Origin of the sequence: Bacteroides caecicola, from assembly GCF_023337095.1 — a bacterium.
Lineage (GTDB): Bacteria > Bacteroidota > Bacteroidia > Bacteroidales > Bacteroidaceae > Phocaeicola > Phocaeicola gallinarum.
This window is the reverse complement of the sequence record NZ_JAMBLM010000004.1, coordinates 86399-103579: the sequence shown is the minus strand read 5'-3', so window position 1 is coordinate 103579 and position 17181 is coordinate 86399. Positions and strand designations below refer to the sequence as shown.

The window sequence follows — 17181 nt, the reverse complement described above, 5'->3', positions numbered from 1 at the left end:
TCTACTGGCTGCCTGTATGTTTGGTTCAAGCAGCCTCAACGCTGAAAATAATCTTTCTAAAAATCATAGCACCATGAACGAGAATTTGAACTTAACACAAGAATGGGACAAAGTTTTCCCGCAGAGCGACAAAGTGAACCACTGCAAAGTTACCTTTCATAACCGCTATGGTATTACGCTGGCGGCAGACTTATACGTGCCCAAGAACGCAACGGGCAAACTGGCGGCTATCGCAGTCAGCGGCCCGTTCGGAGCTGTAAAAGAACAGGCTTCGGGACTGTATGCGCAAACACTGGCAGAACGCGGATTTCTGACTCTTGCATTCGACCCCTCGTACACCGGAGAAAGCAGCGGAGAGCCCCGTTATGTGGCTTCGCCCGACATCAATACCGAAGATTTTTGTGCAGCCGTCGATTACCTCTCTACCCGTGCTGACGTAGACCCCGAACGCATCGGAATCCTCGGTATTTGCGGATGGGGAGGCATGGCTATCAATGCGGCGGCAATTGACACGCGCATCAAAGCCACGGTAACAGCCACAATGTACGACATGAGCCGTGTAACGGCAAACGGCTATTTCGATGCTCTGGATGCCGACGGACGTTATGAACTGCGCAAACAACTGAACGCACAGCGCACGGAGGATTATAAAAACGGCACGTATGCTCTTGCCGGAGGTGTAGCAGACCCGCTGCCTGCCGATGCTCCACAGTTTGTAAAAGACTACCATGCGTATTACAAAACGTCTCGCGGTTATCACAAACGTTCGTTGAACTCGAATGGCGGGTGGAACAAAACGTCGTCACTGTCGTTCCTCAACATGCCTATTCTGACGTACAGCGACGAAATCCGCAGCGCGGTACTGGTTATCCACGGCGAAAAGGCTCATTCGCGCTACTTCAGCGAAGATGCTTTCAAGAAACTGAAAGGCGACAACAAGGAGTTGCTTATCGTTCCGGAAGCCAACCATACCGACCTTTACGACAACCTTGACAAGATTCCGTTCGACAAAATCGAACAGTTCTATCACACTTACCTGAAATAACGTAGTATGGAACGGACTATCACGTTTGCCGATGGAGTGAAGGTATGTACACTCGGACAAGGTACGTGGAAAATGGGACAATCAGCCTCACGGCGCAACGAAGAATTAAAAGCCTTGCATCGGGGGCTTGACTTAGGGTTAAGCGTTATCGACACTGCAGAAATGTACGGCAATGAAGAGTTTGTAGGCGAAGCGATACGGGGACAGCGCGATAAAGCATTCATCGTGAGCAAGGTGCTGCCAAGTAATGCAAGTTATAAAGGTACGAAGCTGGCTTGCGAAAGAAGCCTCCGGAAATTGGGGATAGAATGTATCGACCTCTATCTGCTGCATTGGATAGGGCATCACCCTTTCGCAGAAACCGTACGCGCGATGGAAGAACTCCGGCAAGCAGGTAAAATAGCACGCTGGGGCATGAGCAATCTGGATGTGACGGACATGGAACGGATTCTTTCGCTGCCGGGAGGAACGCATTGCGCTGCCAATCAAGTGCTTTATAACCTGAAAGAGCGGGGTGTAGAGTTCGACCTGCTTCCGTGGAGTATGCGTCATGCCATGCCCGTCATGGCATATACGCCCATCGGCGAAGGCAGTCTCCGGAATCACCCTCTTTTAAAACGGATAGCCCAAAAACACAACGCTACGCCTACGCAAATTGCCCTTGCATGGGTTATGCGCAATCCGGGGGTCATGGCTATCCCCAAAGCCTCCGGCATCGGACATGTGGAGGAAAATTTCCGCAGCCTTTCCATCTCGCTGTCGGAAGACGACTTGGATGAACTGGATTCAGCATTTCCTGCACCTCAACACAAAATTCCGCTGGCAGGATGGTGAAATAACAGATTAATGCCATTATACCTCAAATAAGGTATTCCAAAACCGGAAGAAAGGCTGTAACTTTGTGCGCAAAACTAAACGATTACAGACTTATGGAGATAGCTGCTTTAATTTCGGGAGGTGTAGACAGTGCCGTAAGTGTACACCTGCTTTGCGAACAAGGTTACAAGCCTCATCTTTTTTACATCAAAATAGGGATGGATACCGACGACGGACTAACCTGTACGGCGGAAGAAGACATCGAACTGGCAGAAGCTACTGCACGGAAATACGGGTTGGATTTTGACATCATCGACTTACAGAAAGAGTATTGGGAACGGGTGGTGGCTTATACCATCGACAAGGTGAAACAAGGACTTACTCCCAATCCCGATGTAATGTGTAACAAACTGATAAAATTCGGATGTTTTGAGGAAAAAGCGGGATATGCTTACGACAAGATTGTAACAGGGCATTACGCTTCGACCCGCATCATCGACGGACAGACGTGGCTGGCTACGGCAAAAGACCCGGTAAAAGACCAAACCGACTTCCTTGCCCAAATCGACTATTTACAGGTATCCAAACTTATGTTCCCGCTGGGAGAGTATATGAAAGAAGACGTGCGCCGGATAGCCAAAGAAGCCAAACTGCCCAGCGCACTGCGGAAAGACAGTCAGGGTATCTGCTTTTTAGGCAAGATAAACTACAACGACTTTATACGCCGGTTCTTGGGTGAGCAGACGGGAAAAATTATAGAAATAGAAAGCGGACGGATTATCGGCACGCACCGGGGCTTCTGGTTTCATACCATCGGACAGCGCAAAGGACTCGGACTGAGCGGAGGCCCGTGGTTTGTAATAGATAAAGATGTAGAGCAAAACATCGTTTATGTTTCACGGGGATATGACACCGAAAAGCAATATGGGAATACATTCCGGCTGGCAGGTTTTCATTTTATCACTGCCAATCCGTGGACAGAGGGAAAAGAAACCGAAATCCGTTTCAAGATACGCCATACCGACACGTTCGGCACGGGGTATATTGTGAAAGAGAACAATCATTACCTCGTAACAAGCAATGAAAAAATACAAGGCATAGCTCCGGGACAATTCGGGGTTATCTACGATAAAGACGCACAATTATGCATCGGCAGCGGAGAGATACGGCGATAAGCCTATCTCCCCGCTTTCCGTTTTGTTTATTTTACAGCTTGAAACTGCTCTATCAGTGAAGTAATGTTGGCTGTAAACAAGCGGGCAGCAATCGCCAACAAAATGATTCCGAAAAATTTGCGGATAATATAAATTCCTCCCTTACCTAAAAGCCGTTCCACACGGTCGGTCATCTTCAGAACAATAAATACCCACACCATATTCAGCGTTAAGCCTATCAGAATATTAAGAGTAGAATACTCGGCACGCAGCGAAAGCAATGTGGTAAACGAACCAGCACCCGCCAGCAAAGGAAACACCAACGGAACCAATGTCGCCTCTTTGATAGGACCCAAGTTCTTAAATATCTCTACATCGAGAATCATCTCAAGCGCCATCATAAATAAGATAAATGCACCCGCCACTGCGAAAGAAGCAATATCTACCTGAAACAAACGCAATATCATATCGCCCGCAAAAAAGAACGCCAACAATAAAGCGAAGGCTATCAACGTAGCTTTCATGGGATTTACCGAACGACCTTTCTGCTTTAAATCTAACACAATAGGAATTGCTCCTATAATATCAATGACAGCGAACAATACGATAAATGCACTCAGCATCTCTTGAAAGTCAAATCTTCCCATAAGCCTATAATTTTAGTTTCTAATGCAAAGTTATCGTTTTTTTATTCACCACACAATATTCCGGCAAACATTATCAGACTGTAAGAAACAATAAAAAAGTTAAAACAAAAAGAAGCATGATACAGGCTATCGAATTTAATCATTACTTTTGTTTGTTAATAAGGTAACTTAATAAAGTTAATAGAACATGGAAACGACAATGTACGATAAGCTTTTACAGCTCCCTCTCTTTCAAGGATTATGCAAGAGCGACTTTACCAACATTTTAGAGAAAGTTAAGTTGCATTTTCATAAATACAATAAAGGAAGCCGCGTAGTAAAACAAGGAGATACGTGTAATCAACTGATTTTTATCCTCGGCGGACAAATCATGTCTGAAGCAATCGATGAAGGACATTTGTATGTGCTAAACGAAATACTCGACAGTCCGAGTATCATAGAACCTTATTCGCTTTTCGGTATGCACACACATTATACGGCTTCTTATTGGGCTGCTACCGACATACACGTATTGAGCATCGATAAATCGTATATTCTTTCCCAACTGACAAAATATGAAATATTCAATCTGAATTATCTCAATATGCTCAGTAACCGTGCTCAAACGGTATATTACAAATTATGGAATACCCATATAGGCAATACACAAGAAAAAATAGCCAACTTCTTACAACTGAGATGCAGTGTTCCCATGGGCACCAAAACTCTGTCTATCAAAATGGAGGATTTGGCACAACTCATTGACGACACACGTATCAATGTATCGAAAATTTTAAATGACTGGCAAAATAAAAAACTGATAAAATTAAGCCGAAAAAAGATTATTATCAATGATCTCAAAGCATTGATAGAAAACATTGATTCAAATTCGCCAACCGAATTGTGATTGTTATCGAAAACGTTTTTTAGTTACAACTGTTATATTTCGAGATAAAGAGAAACAAATATGACACAGAATCCATTTTTACATACTTACCATACCCCACATCAAACCACTCCGTTCAACCTCATCCAACTATCCGACTATGAGTCTGCCATCCGAGAAGGCATGAGAATAGAAGATGAAGAAATCAAAGCCATCACCGATAACCCGGAACCTCCCACGTTCAGTAATACAGTGTTGGCACTCGAACGGGCCGGACAATTACTTGATCGCGTTACAACCGTTTTATTTAATCTGATGAGTGCCGAAACTTGCGATGAAATGGAGGCTATTGCCGAAAAAATGATGCCCGAACTTTCGGAACACAGCAACAATATCAGCCTCAACGAAAAGTTGTTCGAACGAATCAAATGTGTATATACACAGCGAGAATCACTCAACCTCACTCCGGAAGAACGCCGATTGTTGGAGAAAACATACGATGGCTTCATACGTAACGGTGCGAACCTCTCGGATGCCGACAAAGAAACATTCCGTAAGTTAAGCATGGAGCTGAGTACGCTGACGCTTCGCTTTTCACAAAATCATCTGAAGGAAACCAATAAGTATGAACTGGTTTTAACCTCTGAGGCAGAACTGGAAGGATTACCGGAAAGCATTATAGAAGCTGCAGCTCATACGGCTAAAGAAAAAGGTAAAGAAGGGTGGATTATCACATTACAGGCTCCAAGCTACGTGCCTTTCATGAAATACAGCAGCAACCGAAACCTGCGTAAAGAACTGTATATGGCATATAATACCCAATGTACGCATCGTGACGAACTGGATAACACGGACATCGTGAAGCAATTGGTTAACCTGCGCATGGAACTTGCACAACTGTTGGGATTTACCGATTATGCCGATTATGTTTTACGGAAACGCATGGCTGAAAACAGCGAGCATGTATACCAATTACTGAATCAGTTATTAGACGCTTACACACCCACAGCCCACAAGGAGGTAGCCGAAATCGAAGCATTGGCGCAAGAGATGGAAGGTAAAGATTTCCGACTCATGCCGTGGGACTTTTCTTACTATGCCGAAAAACTGAAGAACAAGAAATTCAATTTAGATGAAGAAGCCTTGCGCCCGTACTTCGAACTGAGTAAGGTGAAAGAGGGAGTATTCGGACTTGCCACGAGGCTGTATGGCATCACGTTCCGAGAGAACAAAGACATTCCGGTTTACCATCCCGACGTCCAAGCATACGAGGTATTCGATAAAGACGGAAGTTACCTTGCCGTACTTTACACCGATTTCCACCCGCGTGCAGGAAAACGTTCGGGAGCATGGATGACCGAATATAAAGAACAGTGGATAGACGAAAACGGAAATAACAGCCGGCCGCACGTATCGGTTACCATGAACTTCACCAAACCTACTGCCGAAAAACCGGCATTGCTGACGTTCTCTGAAGTTACCACTTTCCTGCATGAATTCGGACATGCTCTACACGGTATGTTTGCCAATACGCATTTCCAAAGCATGAGCGGAACAAACGTTTACTGGGATTTTGTTGAACTTCCCTCACAAATCATGGAAAACTTTGCGGTAGAAAAAGATTTTTTAAATACCTTTGCCCGTCATTATCAAACAAATGAGCCTATTCCGGAAGAGCTGGTTAAGCGAATTGTAGATGCTTCTAACTTTAATGTAGCTTATGCTTGCTTGCGCCAAGTCAGTTTCGGACTGTTGGATATGGCATGGTATACACGACGCACTGCTTTCGACGGGGATGTGAAAGAGTATGAAAAAGCATCATGGACACGTGCCCAAATTCTTCCGCAAATAGACGAAACGTGTATGAGTGTTCAGTTTGGTCACATTATGTCTGGAGGTTATTCTGCCGGATATTATAGCTATAAATGGGCTGAAGTGTTAGATGCTGACGCTTTCTCGGTATTTAAAGAAAAAGGGATATTCAATACGGAAGTGGCACAGTCGTTCCGCGACAATATTCTGTCGAAAGGGGGTACTGAACATCCCATGACGCTTTATAAGCGTTTCCGAGGACAAGAACCGACCATCGATGCACTGTTAATCAGAAACGGAATTAAATAACATACATTATATGAAACGACTTATATACTTGATACTTGTCGCCTTTCCTCTGATGTTCTGCGGCTGCCAAGACGACGATGTTTTTGAAATTTTTGCAAGCGGGCAATGGAGGGTGGTAAACTATTACGTAGAAGCGGATTGGAATGCAACTTACGACAATCATGCCAAAGCGCTTTATACTCCGACAAGTGATGAGTTGAGAAACCTCCAAGACTTTACGATTACTTTCAACGAAGACGGAAGTCTGACCGGCTATTTGGATAATCAGTCATTTACCGGGCGATGGTCTGCCAACCCCAAAGACCGCTCGGTTTCTATCACCCAACTAAGTGTTTCTTCGGCAAACCTTAGCGGTATGAGACGAGACTTTATACAAAAGTTAGAGAATGTGCGCTACTACCGGGGCGACAGCCGGACGCTGCAACTGGCTCCCGAATCAAGAAACAATTTCGTGCAATTTACACATTATTAATATATGGACACTTCTGAACATAAACAAGAAATACTTGACCGACGCTACATGCGCATGGCTTCCATCTGGGCGGAAAACTCTTACTGCACGCGCCGCAAGGTGGGAGCACTGATTGTGAAAGATAAAATGATTATCTCTGACGGTTATAACGGTACACCGTCGGGGTTTGAAAACGTATGCGAAGACGAGAACGGGCTTACAAAACCTTACGTGCTTCATGCCGAGGCAAACGCCATTACCAAAATAGCACGCTCAAGCAACAGCAGCGAAGGGGCTACCATGTATGTCACGGCATCGCCCTGTATCGAGTGTGCGAAACTGATTATCCAAGCGGGTATCAAGCGGGTGGTTTACGCAGAGAAATATCGGCTGGAAGACGGTTTGAATTTATTGAAACGTGCCAATATTGAAGTGGTTTACATTAATCCTAACGACGAAGAATAGCATTATGAAAAATAATACTCGATTTATCCCTTTCCTTTTAGCTATTTGCTTAGTGGCAGGTATCGGTATCGGTACATTTTACGCCAATCATTTTTCGGGAAACAAATTAGGCATCATCAACACATCGTCTAACAAACTGAATGCTTTGCTGCATATCATCGACGACCAGTATGTAGATACGGTAAAAGTCAATGATTTGGTGGAAGAAACCATGCCTTTGATACTTTCCGAGCTCGACCCGCACTCGTCTTACATCCCTGCCAAAGACCTTGAAGCTGTTAATTCGGAACTGAAGGGCAGCTTCAGCGGCATCGGAATCCAGTTTACCATTCAGGATGATACCATTCACATCAACAGTGTGATAAAGGGAGGTCCCTCGGAAAAAGTGGGACTGATGGCAGGCGACCGCATCGTGGAAGTGGACGACTCGGCTTTCGTGGGTAAAATAGTGACCAACTTCGAAGCAATGAAACGTCTGAAAGGCGAAAAAGGAAGCAAAGTGAAGTTAGGCATTTTCCGTCCCGGCGAAAAAGAAATACTTGATTTTACCGTCATACGAGGGGATATCCCTGTCAAGAGCATTGATGCCGCTTACATGATTAACGATAAATTCGGATATGTAAAGGTCAACAAGTTTGGAGAGACCACTTACCCCGAATTGCTGATAGCACTTGCCAAGCTGAACCAAGAAGACTGCAAAGGAATGATTATCGACCTGCGCGGAAATACCGGAGGTTATATGGCTGCTGCCATCCAGATGATTAACGAGTTCCTGCCCGGAAACCGACTGATAGTTTACACACAGGGACGCAAATCGCCACGCGAAAACTATACGTCGAACGGTTCGGGAAGCAGCCAGCAAATGCCGCTTATCGTGCTGATTGATGAGATTTCGGCATCGGCAAGCGAAATCTTTGCCGGAGCCATTCAAGACAATGACCGGGGTACGATTATCGGACGACGTTCGTTCGGGAAGGGACTGGTTCAACAGCCCATCGAGTTCAGCGACGGTTCTGCTATCCGACTGACCATCGCGCGTTACTACACCCCCTCCGGACGCTGCATCCAAAAGCCGTACGAAAAAGGCAAAGACGAAGAATATGAATTAGATTTGCTTACGCGCTACGAACACGGAGAGTTTTTCTCGGCAGACAGCATCAAGCAAAACGAAAACGAGGTTTACCATACCAGTTTAGGACGTCCGGTATACGGCGGAGGAGGCATCATGCCCGACATTTTTGTACCTCAAGACACTACGGACATGACTTCGTATTTCCGCATGGCGGCAAATCGCGGTTTGATTATCCGTTATAGTTTCGATTATACAGACCAAAACCGCAGCGATTTACTGCAATATGAAACGCCCGACCAATTAGTAGATTACCTGAAGACTCAAAAACTACTCAACAAATTTGCTGCATGGGCAGAGAAAAAAGGACTGAAACGCCGTAATAACCTGATGCAGAAATCTAAAAAATTATTTGAACTGAGTCTGTACGGAAACATTATCTATAACATGCTGGGAATGGAAGCCTATATACAATACCTGAACCAAACAGACAAAACGGTTTTAAAGGCATTGGAAGTGCTTGAAAAAGGAGAGTCGTTCCCGAAAGCTCCCGAAGAGACGGAAAGCCCCCAATAAGCCTTTCCGACATGCTTCTAAACTCTATGGGATGAAACGTCTGACACAAGCCGATGCGTTCAGTAACATATCGGCTTGTGTCAGTCAACACATGCGGATAAATTTTTCATTTACCAAATCCCTGTTTATCATGCTATTAACAAAACAACAAATTCGCACTCACATAGCCCGAAAGAAAAAACAGCAAAACGGGTTTCAACTCAGCCAATGGTCGGTCAATCTCCTGAAAAAACTGGAAGAACATCCGCGTTTTCGGCAGGCAAAAACCCTTTTACTGTATTATTCTTTACCTGATGAAGTACAAACACACGACTTTGTAGAACGTTGGAGTAAGAGCAAACAGATTATTCTGCCGGTTGTGAAAGGAGATGAATTGGAGTTACGCCAATATACCGGAAAACAGGATTTACAAAAAAGCAGTTACAACATTTACGAACCTACCGGAAAAGAGCTGACACAGGTAAACGAAATAGACCTTGCGCTTATCCCCGGTGTGTCATTCGACCTGCAAGGGAACCGGCTCGGCAGAGGGAAAGGTTACTATGACCGCCTGCTTCCACGCCTGCGTTCTTATAATATAGGTATTTGTTTCGGCTTCCAGATCAGCGAAGCAATCCCCACAGAAACATTCGACCGTCCGATGGACGAAATATGGACGGAGAACGGGTGTGTTTACGTCAACGAAAAATAATATTCACTATCACCTGCGAACCAACACGGGCATTCAGGTTACGTACAAGCATCTCGCGTCCCATCATCAGTTCCTGACGGATGACAGACGAAGCCAGATGAACGTATAATATTTGATTTTTAATATACAGATTCGTGGTATACCGGGCTATCACCTCTCCCACCACGTCTTTCCAAGCATCGACCAGCCGATACTCGTTCAGCGGCGTTTCTAATCCCTCCTGACGGAGAAACTGGCGGATAACGTCGCCTATCAGTTCCGTGTTATTCCGCTTCATCGTCCGCCTCCTTCCGTTCCGAAACCTCGCCGTTGTCTACCTCAAACAACTTATAATCGCCCTCTATCTTGCGCAGAATTTTATCTAAATGGTCGCGATTGGTATCGGTGATGAAAATCTGTCCGAAATTATCGCCCGCCACCAACTTTACAATCTGTTCTACCCGCGAAGCGTCCAACTTGTCGAATATATCGTCGAGTAAAACCAGTGGAGTAGTACGACTGCCCGTACGTTTCAAGAACTCGAACTGAGCCAGTTTCAAGGCAATCAGATAAGTCTTATTCTGCCCCTGCGAGCCTTCACGCTTGATGGGGAAATCGCCCAACAACATCACCAAGTCATCTTTATGCACTCCCTTCAGCGAATATCCCATAATGCGGTCTCGCTGACGGCTTTCGCGTAACAAAGCCAGCAAGTCCCCCTCTGCCACATGCGACTGGTAGGTCAGGCTAACCTGCTCTCTATCTTGCGAGATATAAGAATAATAGGACTGGAAAATAGGAATAAACTCTTCGATAAACGCAAGGCGTTTACGATAAACCGTTTCACCGGCAGAAGCCATCATTTCTTCCCACACCTCCATCAGTGCGTCTTCGGGTTCTGCCTCCGATTTAAGCAACGTGTTACGCTGCGCCAAAGCCTTGTTGTAACGAATCAGCGCATCCAAATATTCGCGGTCGAACTGCGAAATCACCACATCCATAAAACGCCTGCGCTCTTCGCTTCCGCCGGCAATCAGCAGCGAGTCTGCCGGCGAAACCATCACCAGCGGAATCAGCCCGATATGGTCGGAAAGACGGGTATATTCTTTCTTGTTCCGCTTAAACTGCTTCTTCTGCCTGCGCTTCAGTCCGCAATACACTTCTTCCGGCTCGCCGTCATCGGTTTCATAAAAACCCTGAATAACAAAAAAATCTTGCTCGTGACGGATATTCTGCGAATCGATGGGATTGGTAGAACTTTTACAAAACGAAAGATAATACACCGCATCCATCAGGTTGGTTTTCCCCATCCCGTTCTTGCCGATGATACAATTCATTTTGTGCGAAAAGGCAAGCTCTACTTGCTCTAAATTCTTATAATTTAATATGGAAATGCGTTTCAGCCACATAAATCAGTCTGTATTTCAAGCACAAAATTAGTAATAAAAGCACGATTGCTAAAAAAACCTGCCCGCAAATTTCATTTATAAACATAAATAAATTACTTTTGCTGTCCAAAATGCACATCCAACCGGAAATAATAAAAAAACGATATAAAAATGACTGAACAGAAACACACTCATGAGCCAATGAATGTAGACGAAGCACTGATTACTTCGGAAGCATTTTTAATTAAGTACAAAAACGTAATGTTAGGGGCGGTAGTCGCATTGATAGTAATCGTTGGCGGCTATTTGGGATACAAACATTTCATTTCTGATCCGAAAGAAGCAAAAGCGTCGGAAGCCATCTTCAAAGGCGAACAGTATTTTGGAGCTTCCAATTACGAAACAGCCTTAAACGGAGACAGCCTCGGTTATGCAGGATTTATCAAACTGGCAGATGAATTCAGCGGAACAGATGCCGGAAATCTGGCAAATGCATACGCCGGAATTTGCTATGCACAGTTAGGCAAATACGAAGACGCTACAAAATATTTGGATAAATTCAGCGCAGACGACCAGTTGGTGGCTCCTGCCATCTTGGGAACAATGGGAAACTGCTATGCACAGATGAATCAGCTTGACAAAGCTGCCGCTACACTGCTGAAAGCAGCCGACCGTGCCAACAGCAATGCGCTCAGCCCGGTTTACCTGATTCAAGCCGGTCAGATTTTAGAGAAACAAGGCAAAAATGCAGAAGCATTAGAAGCATACAAACAGGTAAAGGTTAAATATCCGAACTCTTTCCAAGCTATGGATATTGACAAGTACATCGACCGCGCTTCTATTAAATAATAATTTTTTATTCACCTTTAGGCACGCATTCCGCCACAGTCACGGACAACGCTTTATCTCCGTGAAAAGACAACGGAGTACGTGCCTAAACTATTTTTTAACGACTATGGCAACAGCTTTCCACAATTTATCCGATTATGATTTCAACTCCGTCCCCGACGCATCCGGTATGCGTTTCGGCATCGTAGTATCCGAATGGAACGAAAACATTACAGGCGCACTGCTGAAAGGAGCTGTCAATACGCTGAAAAAACACGGGGCGAAAGACGAAAACATTCTGGTGCAAACCGTACCGGGCAGTTTTGAACTGACTTTCGGCTCGGCTCAAATGATTAAGAGCGGAAAAGTAGATGCAGTCATCGCACTGGGATGCGTAGTACGCGGCGACACTCCTCACTTCGATTACGTATGCGCCGGAGCCACGCAAGGCATCGCCTATCTGAACGCAACGACCGATACGCCTGTTATTTACGGGCTGATAACAACCAATGACATGCAGCAGGCGGAAGACCGTGCAGGCGGAAAATTGGGGAACAAAGGCGATGAATGTGCAATAACAGCAATAAAAATGATAGACTTTGCTTGCAAATTAAAAAAATAATCGTACCTTTGCAGCGCATTTGAGAAAACAAGTCGCCAAAAGCGATATATTTAGATGCGAAAGGGCAAGTACCAGAGTGGCCAAATGGGGCAGACTGTAAATCTGCTGGCTTACGCCTTCGGTGGTTCGAATCCATCCTTGCCCACAAAAAACTTTAAACTAATGCGGAAGTAGCTCAGTTGATAGAGCATTAGCCTTCCAAGCTGAGGGTCGCGGGTTTGAGTCCCGTCTTCCGCTCTAAGTTGAGGATTGAAAGTAACGTTTCATCCTCAATACAGAAAGGGCAAGTACCAGAGTGGCCAAATGGGGCAGACTGTAAATCTGCTGGCTTACGCCTTCGGTGGTTCGAATCCATCCTTGCCCACAAAAAACTTTAAACTAATGCGGAAGTAGCTCAGTTGATAGAGCATTAGCCTTCCAAGCTGAGGGTCGCGGGTTTGAGTCCCGTCTTCCGCTCTAAGAAAATCCTGAAAGTCGAATCGGCTTTTAGGATTTTTCTTTTATGCCACTATTGGAATTGGATATTTGCAGCGGATTGGCTATTTTTTTGCTTTAAACTTATATCACGCGATTTATGGAATACATCAATGAATTTCACAAACAATGGATGGAGAAAACATGCCAATCAATAACCTCTTGGAGCAAACAGCCTGTTTCGTCAGAAGATGTAAAAAAACAGCAGGAGAAATTGAACAAACAGAGGGCTATAAGAGAAGGCAAATCAAAAAACTTATAAAAAAAGACTCAGCAGGTTTTCTACTTCCTGCTGAGTCCTAAAATTATTAATATCTCTTACTGTAATTCTCCGGATTCAATATCTATACTAATATCAAAACTAAACTGGCTACCATCTCGGTTAACGACTTTAAAATTGATCTTCCAAATAGATGCGTTTTTTTCTAAGATTGTTATTGTAATCCTTGCACCGTTATCCGCTTCTGCTAATTGTGGTATGTCTGTTGACCACGTAACCGTACCTTCTTCATAGTTTACAAGTTCAAAATTGTCATAATAACCGATTCGCAGACCTTCGGTTAACGAAATTATTATATCCTCATCACTTGGTTCTTTTTTTAATTCTGCGAGCGACTCTCCCTCCTGTGATATAACATATTTATTATCAGCAAGAATTGTACCATTCCACCAATTACGAAGCAGAGCATTCATACCCATTTGACAAGAATAAAAAATAAGTTTATCTTTATTGATTATAAAAACACCATCAGAATTATGAGAATAACTACTGATATCATATCGTGGTACAAAAGCAAGCCCAAAATCTGTAACAATAGAACTTCCTACATAAATAGTTCCTACATAAATATCTTCATACTTGTCATAGCCCAAATGTACGGTACGATTCCTCTCAAACGATTCTGCACCAACAACCTCTCGCCAACCTTTTTCTTTATCTTCGAAGCCAACCCATACTTTATCGTTTTGAAAACCAACACATATTCCATCACTATACCTTACATCGTTTACTAATATATTCCCCGCAAAATCATAAACTTCCTCATTTATTAAAAAACGATCCTTATCTAAAATAGCTCTAATACTCATATCATCATCTAATACAAAACCGTATTCAACGTTTTGATTATTACACAAATACACTGCTTGACGAATATCTTCCGGTCTAAAATCATAGACAAAAGCATACATTCCATTTTCCAATTTCTTAAAAAACTCAAATTCAGTAGGAAATACCACCGAAATTTGAGGACCTTGATAATATCTATCTTTCCCATACCACTCATCTTGTAATGTTCCAGTATTATCAAAAAGAGCAAACCAATCTTTTCCCTTCCGATTACCATAGTAAAGAGTTTCTCCTTCTTGTTCAATTCGTTGAAATACCATCACAACATCCGTAATGTTGTTCCGATTCAATAAATCATCATTGGTTTCATACACTATTGCTGTTTCATTGTCTTTACATCCTACCAATGTAAATAAGCATAGTAACATTACTAAAATCGTACTTCTATTCATCATTCTTTGGATTTGTTTTGCCGTTTTGCCTCCATAAACGACTTATTAAAAGAAAAAAGATGTGGAGACTTCATCTATTTATAGCTTATTTCATTTAAGAGTTGCAAATGTCATTATTTTTCTTGTAAAAAGCAAATAAAACCAAGCAGATAGAACAGAAGGGAAATATTATCAAAAAATATCCATTTATACAGACATACTTATTCAATGTTTTTGTCTAAGTTTGCAAGAAAATAAAGACCTATGTTTACTATCAGAAAAGCAACGACAGCCGATATTCCGGTTATCAACAAACTGGCATGGGAAATTTTTCCCGAAACTTACAAGAACATTCTCACAAAAGAGCAGACTGAATACATGATGGAATGGATGTACTCGCCGGAGAATCTGCACAAACAGATGGAGGAAGAGGGACACATTTATTATATAGCCTACGAGGAATGTGAACCTGCCGGATATGTTTCCATCCAGCAAGAGGGAGAGCATCTTTTTCATCTTCAGAAAATCTATGTCTTGCCGTATTTCCAAAAGTATGGGTTAGGAAAACTTTTGTTCCGCAAAGCCATGTCTGCCATCAAGGAATTGCATCCCGCTCCTTGTCGCATGGAGCTGAATGTAAACCGCAACAATCCGGCTTTGGGATTTTATAAGCACATGGGGATGGAAAAGGTGCGCGAGGGAGACTTCCCGATAGGCAACGGATTTTATATGAATGACTATATCATGGGGATAGAACTTTAAACAAAAGGAAATATTTATTACTTTTGGGTCATTATTACACTTTAATACTTTAATCATGAAAATACATAGCACTTTGTTTGTCATTGGGATGGCTTTTTCTCAAATCATAACTGCACAAACAAACTTATTTCACGACCCGGACTGCTGTACCAGTATCATGGTAGGACGGGAGGCTTCTGCCGATGGTTCGGTCATGACAAGCCACACTTGCGACAGTTGGTATCGGACTTGGGTTAATGTAGTTCCGGCACGGACTTACGAGCGAGACACGACCATGAACATCTATAACGGACGGATGCACACGGAGTTTCCGGAAGACCAGACAAACCTGACCGTAAAGGGTACAATCCCTCAGACTAAACATACCTACGCATTCCTTGATACGTCTTATCCGTGTCTGAATGAAAAACAGTTGGCTATGGGAGAAACAACCATCAGCGGACGCGACACGCTGCGCAACGAAAAGGGGATGTTTATGATTGAAGAGTTGGCACGGGTAGCATTGGAGCGTTGTTCTACTGCCCGACAGGCTATCCGGCTGATGGGCGAACTGGTCAAAGAATACGGCTATGGCGATTACGGAGAATGCCTGACCATCGCCGATCCGAAAGAGGTATGGCATTTCGAAGTATTCGGAGAAGGTCCGGACAAAGTGGGCGGCGTATGGGCTGCGGTACGTATCCCGGACGGAGAGGTAGGCATATCTGCTAATATTTCACGCATCAGTACGTTGAATTTGAAGGACAAAGACAATTACATGGCTTCGGACAACGTATTTGATGTGGCTCGGAAGCTGAAACTATGGGATGGCAAAGAACCGTTCAAGTTCTGGAGAGCTTACGGAGGTCCGAATTATGCCGGCAAGTGGCAATCGTTCAGCATCCGCGAATATTTCGTACTCAGCCGGCTGGCACCGTCATTAAAACTGAGCATGGATTCGGAGGAGCTTCCGCTCAGTGTTAAGCCGGAAAAGAAACTCAGCGCGGCGGATGTCATGGCTCTTTTACGTCAGACGTATGAAGGAACGGAATGGGACGTTACACGCAACTTGAAAGTGGTGAAAAAAGACTACAAGACAGGACAAACCGATACGATTATCAGTCCGAGGGCCAACCCGTGGATGCGTTCCGACGAAGTGCAAATGCTGAATGGCATTAAGAATGGGGCTGTTACGTCATATCGCAATATCTCTGTACCGCAATGTGCATATTCTACCGTCATTCAGCTCCGCAGTTGGTTACCCGATGCCGTGGGAGGTGTATGCTGGTTCTCTATGGACAATCCGGGACAAAGTCCGCGTGTACCTATCTTCTGCGGAACAACCGACCTGCCTGCCATTTATAAAATCTGCGGAAACCATCGTTACCGCGAAGATTCGGCTTTGTGGCATTACCGCCGCGCGAACAAACTGGCTACGGTACGCTGGGGAAACGCACGCAGTATCATGGAGGCAAACATCCGTCACTTCGAAGAAAAAGGATTCAACGAACTGCCGATGGTAGAAGCACGTTATCAAGATTTGCTGAAAGCCAAAGGAGAAGAAGCTGCAAAGGCTTATCTCACCGATTATACCAAAGACTTTATCGGAGCCACTATTTTGCGCTGGGATGAAATGGCGGCTAAATACTGGAACGATTACCGTTTCGGATTTTGACAGTGTTTGTCGGAGTCCGGATGAGACTTCGCTTGCTGCCCGTGTGTATGTAAGCGGAGGGTTTCGTTTATTCG

The 17181-nt window shown here is 44.1% G+C and carries 18 protein-coding genes and 4 tRNA genes; 18 read left to right on the top strand and 4 right to left on the bottom strand.

Translation table 11 applies throughout. From position 1 onward, the window contains the following. The first annotated feature begins 16 nt into the window (after positions 1 to 16). The 3 genes from M3085_RS05175 (at position 17) to mnmA (ending at position 3036) form a co-directional block, all read left to right on the top strand. Complete coding sequence (locus tag M3085_RS05175) at positions 17 to 1045, top strand: alpha/beta hydrolase (protein WP_249052525.1); 1029 nt, start codon at positions 17 to 19, stop codon at positions 1043 to 1045. 6 nt (positions 1046 to 1051) lie between these two features. Next, a complete protein-coding gene (locus M3085_RS05170; protein ID WP_249052454.1) occupies positions 1052 to 1879 on the top strand; it encodes an aldo/keto reductase in 828 nt (275 codons plus the stop codon). Positions 1880 to 1974: 95 nt separating this feature from the next. Then, entirely contained in the window at positions 1975 to 3036 is a 1062-nt protein-coding gene (mnmA, locus tag M3085_RS05165) for a tRNA 2-thiouridine(34) synthase MnmA (protein WP_191709789.1), read from the top strand. Positions 3037 to 3062: 26 nt separating this feature from the next. On the opposite strand, the gene M3085_RS05160 is transcribed toward mnmA, so the two are convergent. Continuing rightward, entirely contained in the window at positions 3063 to 3662 is a 600-nt protein-coding gene (locus M3085_RS05160; protein WP_178255993.1) for a MarC family protein, read from the bottom strand. 187 nt (positions 3663 to 3849) lie between these two features. On the opposite strand from M3085_RS05160, the gene M3085_RS05155 reads away from it, so the two are divergent. The 6 genes from M3085_RS05155 to M3085_RS05130 all read left to right on the top strand — a co-directional run bounded on the left by M3085_RS05155 (position 3850) and on the right by M3085_RS05130 (position 9900). Next, positions 3850 to 4548 (top strand): Crp/Fnr family transcriptional regulator, encoded by a 699-nt coding sequence (locus tag M3085_RS05155; protein ID WP_178255992.1) that lies wholly within the window; start codon positions 3850 to 3852, stop codon positions 4546 to 4548. 60 nt (positions 4549 to 4608) lie between these two features. Further along, complete coding sequence (locus tag M3085_RS05150) at positions 4609 to 6648, top strand: M3 family metallopeptidase (protein ID WP_249052453.1); 2040 nt, start codon at positions 4609 to 4611, stop codon at positions 6646 to 6648. A gap of 10 nt (positions 6649 to 6658) precedes the next feature. Then, positions 6659 to 7120, top strand: coding sequence for a DUF4847 family protein (locus tag M3085_RS05145; protein WP_178255990.1), 462 nt, complete (start codon positions 6659 to 6661; stop codon positions 7118 to 7120). A gap of 3 nt (positions 7121 to 7123) precedes the next feature. Further along, positions 7124 to 7564: a dCMP deaminase family protein gene (locus M3085_RS05140; protein WP_178255989.1), complete on the top strand. Its 441-nt coding sequence runs from the start codon at positions 7124 to 7126 to the stop codon at positions 7562 to 7564. Position 7565: 1 nt separating this feature from the next. Further along, positions 7566 to 9209 (top strand): S41 family peptidase, encoded by a 1644-nt coding sequence (locus tag M3085_RS05135; RefSeq protein WP_178256033.1) that lies wholly within the window; start codon positions 7566 to 7568, stop codon positions 9207 to 9209. A gap of 130 nt (positions 9210 to 9339) precedes the next feature. Continuing rightward, a complete protein-coding gene (locus M3085_RS05130; RefSeq protein ID WP_178255988.1) occupies positions 9340 to 9900 on the top strand; it encodes a 5-formyltetrahydrofolate cyclo-ligase in 561 nt (186 codons plus the stop codon). On the opposite strand, the gene M3085_RS05125 is transcribed toward M3085_RS05130, so the two are convergent. After that, entirely contained in the window at positions 9887 to 10177 is a 291-nt protein-coding gene (locus tag M3085_RS05125) for a DciA family protein (protein WP_178255987.1), read from the bottom strand. The genes M3085_RS05130 and M3085_RS05125 overlap by 14 nt on opposite strands. Further along, positions 10164 to 11288, bottom strand: coding sequence for a DNA replication/repair protein RecF (gene recF / locus M3085_RS05120; RefSeq protein WP_249052452.1), 1125 nt, complete (start codon positions 11286 to 11288; stop codon positions 10164 to 10166). Before recF ends, M3085_RS05125 begins: the two co-directional genes overlap by 14 nt. Positions 11289 to 11438: 150 nt before the next feature. On the opposite strand from recF, the gene M3085_RS05115 reads away from it, so the two are divergent. The 7 genes from M3085_RS05115 to M3085_RS05085 all read left to right on the top strand — a co-directional run bounded on the left by M3085_RS05115 (position 11439) and on the right by M3085_RS05085 (position 13494). Next, a complete protein-coding gene (locus M3085_RS05115) occupies positions 11439 to 12116 on the top strand; it encodes a tetratricopeptide repeat protein (RefSeq protein WP_249052451.1) in 678 nt (225 codons plus the stop codon). A gap of 106 nt (positions 12117 to 12222) precedes the next feature. Further along, positions 12223 to 12717, top strand: coding sequence for a 6,7-dimethyl-8-ribityllumazine synthase (gene ribH, locus M3085_RS05110; RefSeq protein ID WP_249052450.1), 495 nt, complete (start codon positions 12223 to 12225; stop codon positions 12715 to 12717). A gap of 62 nt (positions 12718 to 12779) precedes the next feature. After that, positions 12780 to 12862, top strand: a tRNA-Tyr gene (locus M3085_RS05105). Positions 12863 to 12881: 19 nt separating this feature from the next. Next, a tRNA-Gly gene (locus M3085_RS05100) sits at positions 12882 to 12954 on the top strand. 44 nt (positions 12955 to 12998) lie between these two features. Next, positions 12999 to 13081: transfer RNA gene (locus M3085_RS05095), tRNA-Tyr, on the top strand. 19 nt (positions 13082 to 13100) lie between these two features. Beyond that, a tRNA-Gly gene (locus M3085_RS05090) sits at positions 13101 to 13173 on the top strand. A 147-nt stretch (positions 13174 to 13320) separates the two neighbouring features. Continuing rightward, the gene (locus tag M3085_RS05085) at positions 13321 to 13494 is read left to right on the top strand and encodes a hypothetical protein (protein ID WP_249052449.1); all 174 of its coding nucleotides are present in this window, start codon (positions 13321 to 13323) and stop codon (positions 13492 to 13494) included. A gap of 15 nt (positions 13495 to 13509) precedes the next feature. Here M3085_RS05085 and M3085_RS05080 read toward each other — a convergent pair whose 3' ends face one another. After that, entirely contained in the window at positions 13510 to 14715 is a 1206-nt protein-coding gene (locus M3085_RS05080) for a hypothetical protein (RefSeq protein ID WP_249052448.1), read from the bottom strand. 240 nt (positions 14716 to 14955) lie between these two features. On the opposite strand from M3085_RS05080, the gene M3085_RS05075 reads away from it, so the two are divergent. Both M3085_RS05075 and M3085_RS05070 read left to right on the top strand, forming a co-directional pair. Next, positions 14956 to 15453, top strand: a complete 498-nt coding sequence (locus tag M3085_RS05075; RefSeq protein ID WP_191709793.1) for a GNAT family N-acetyltransferase — start codon at positions 14956 to 14958, stop codon at positions 15451 to 15453. Between the two features lie 88 nt (positions 15454 to 15541). Further along, positions 15542 to 17107, top strand: a complete 1566-nt coding sequence (locus M3085_RS05070) for a dipeptidase (protein WP_410554298.1) — start codon at positions 15542 to 15544, stop codon at positions 17105 to 17107. Positions 17108 to 17181 lie beyond the last annotated feature (74 nt).

Coding starts and splice junctions, on each gene's coding strand:
- M3085_RS05175 (WP_249052525.1), top strand. CDS start 17: ATGTTTGGTTCAAGCAGCCTCAACGCTGAAAATAATCTTTCTAAAAAT.
- M3085_RS05170 (WP_249052454.1), top strand. CDS start 1,052: ATGGAACGGACTATCACGTTTGCCGATGGAGTGAAGGTATGTACACTC.
- mnmA (WP_191709789.1), top strand. CDS start 1,975: ATGGAGATAGCTGCTTTAATTTCGGGAGGTGTAGACAGTGCCGTAAGT.
- M3085_RS05160 (WP_178255993.1), bottom strand. CDS start 3,662: ATGGGAAGATTTGACTTTCAAGAGATGCTGAGTGCATTTATCGTATTG.
- M3085_RS05155 (WP_178255992.1), top strand. CDS start 3,850: ATGGAAACGACAATGTACGATAAGCTTTTACAGCTCCCTCTCTTTCAA.
- M3085_RS05150 (WP_249052453.1), top strand. CDS start 4,609: ATGACACAGAATCCATTTTTACATACTTACCATACCCCACATCAAACC.
- M3085_RS05145 (WP_178255990.1), top strand. CDS start 6,659: ATGAAACGACTTATATACTTGATACTTGTCGCCTTTCCTCTGATGTTC.
- M3085_RS05140 (WP_178255989.1), top strand. CDS start 7,124: ATGGACACTTCTGAACATAAACAAGAAATACTTGACCGACGCTACATG.
- M3085_RS05130 (WP_178255988.1), top strand. CDS start 9,340: ATGCTATTAACAAAACAACAAATTCGCACTCACATAGCCCGAAAGAAA.
- M3085_RS05125 (WP_178255987.1), bottom strand. CDS start 10,177: ATGAAGCGGAATAACACGGAACTGATAGGCGACGTTATCCGCCAGTTT.
- recF (WP_249052452.1), bottom strand. CDS start 11,288: ATGTGGCTGAAACGCATTTCCATATTAAATTATAAGAATTTAGAGCAA.
- M3085_RS05115 (WP_249052451.1), top strand. CDS start 11,439: ATGACTGAACAGAAACACACTCATGAGCCAATGAATGTAGACGAAGCA.
- ribH (WP_249052450.1), top strand. CDS start 12,223: ATGGCAACAGCTTTCCACAATTTATCCGATTATGATTTCAACTCCGTC.
- M3085_RS05085 (WP_249052449.1), top strand. CDS start 13,321: ATGGATGGAGAAAACATGCCAATCAATAACCTCTTGGAGCAAACAGCC.
- M3085_RS05080 (WP_249052448.1), bottom strand. CDS start 14,715: ATGATGAATAGAAGTACGATTTTAGTAATGTTACTATGCTTATTTACA.
- M3085_RS05075 (WP_191709793.1), top strand. CDS start 14,956: ATGTTTACTATCAGAAAAGCAACGACAGCCGATATTCCGGTTATCAAC.
- M3085_RS05070 (WP_410554298.1), top strand. CDS start 15,542: ATGGCTTTTTCTCAAATCATAACTGCACAAACAAACTTATTTCACGAC.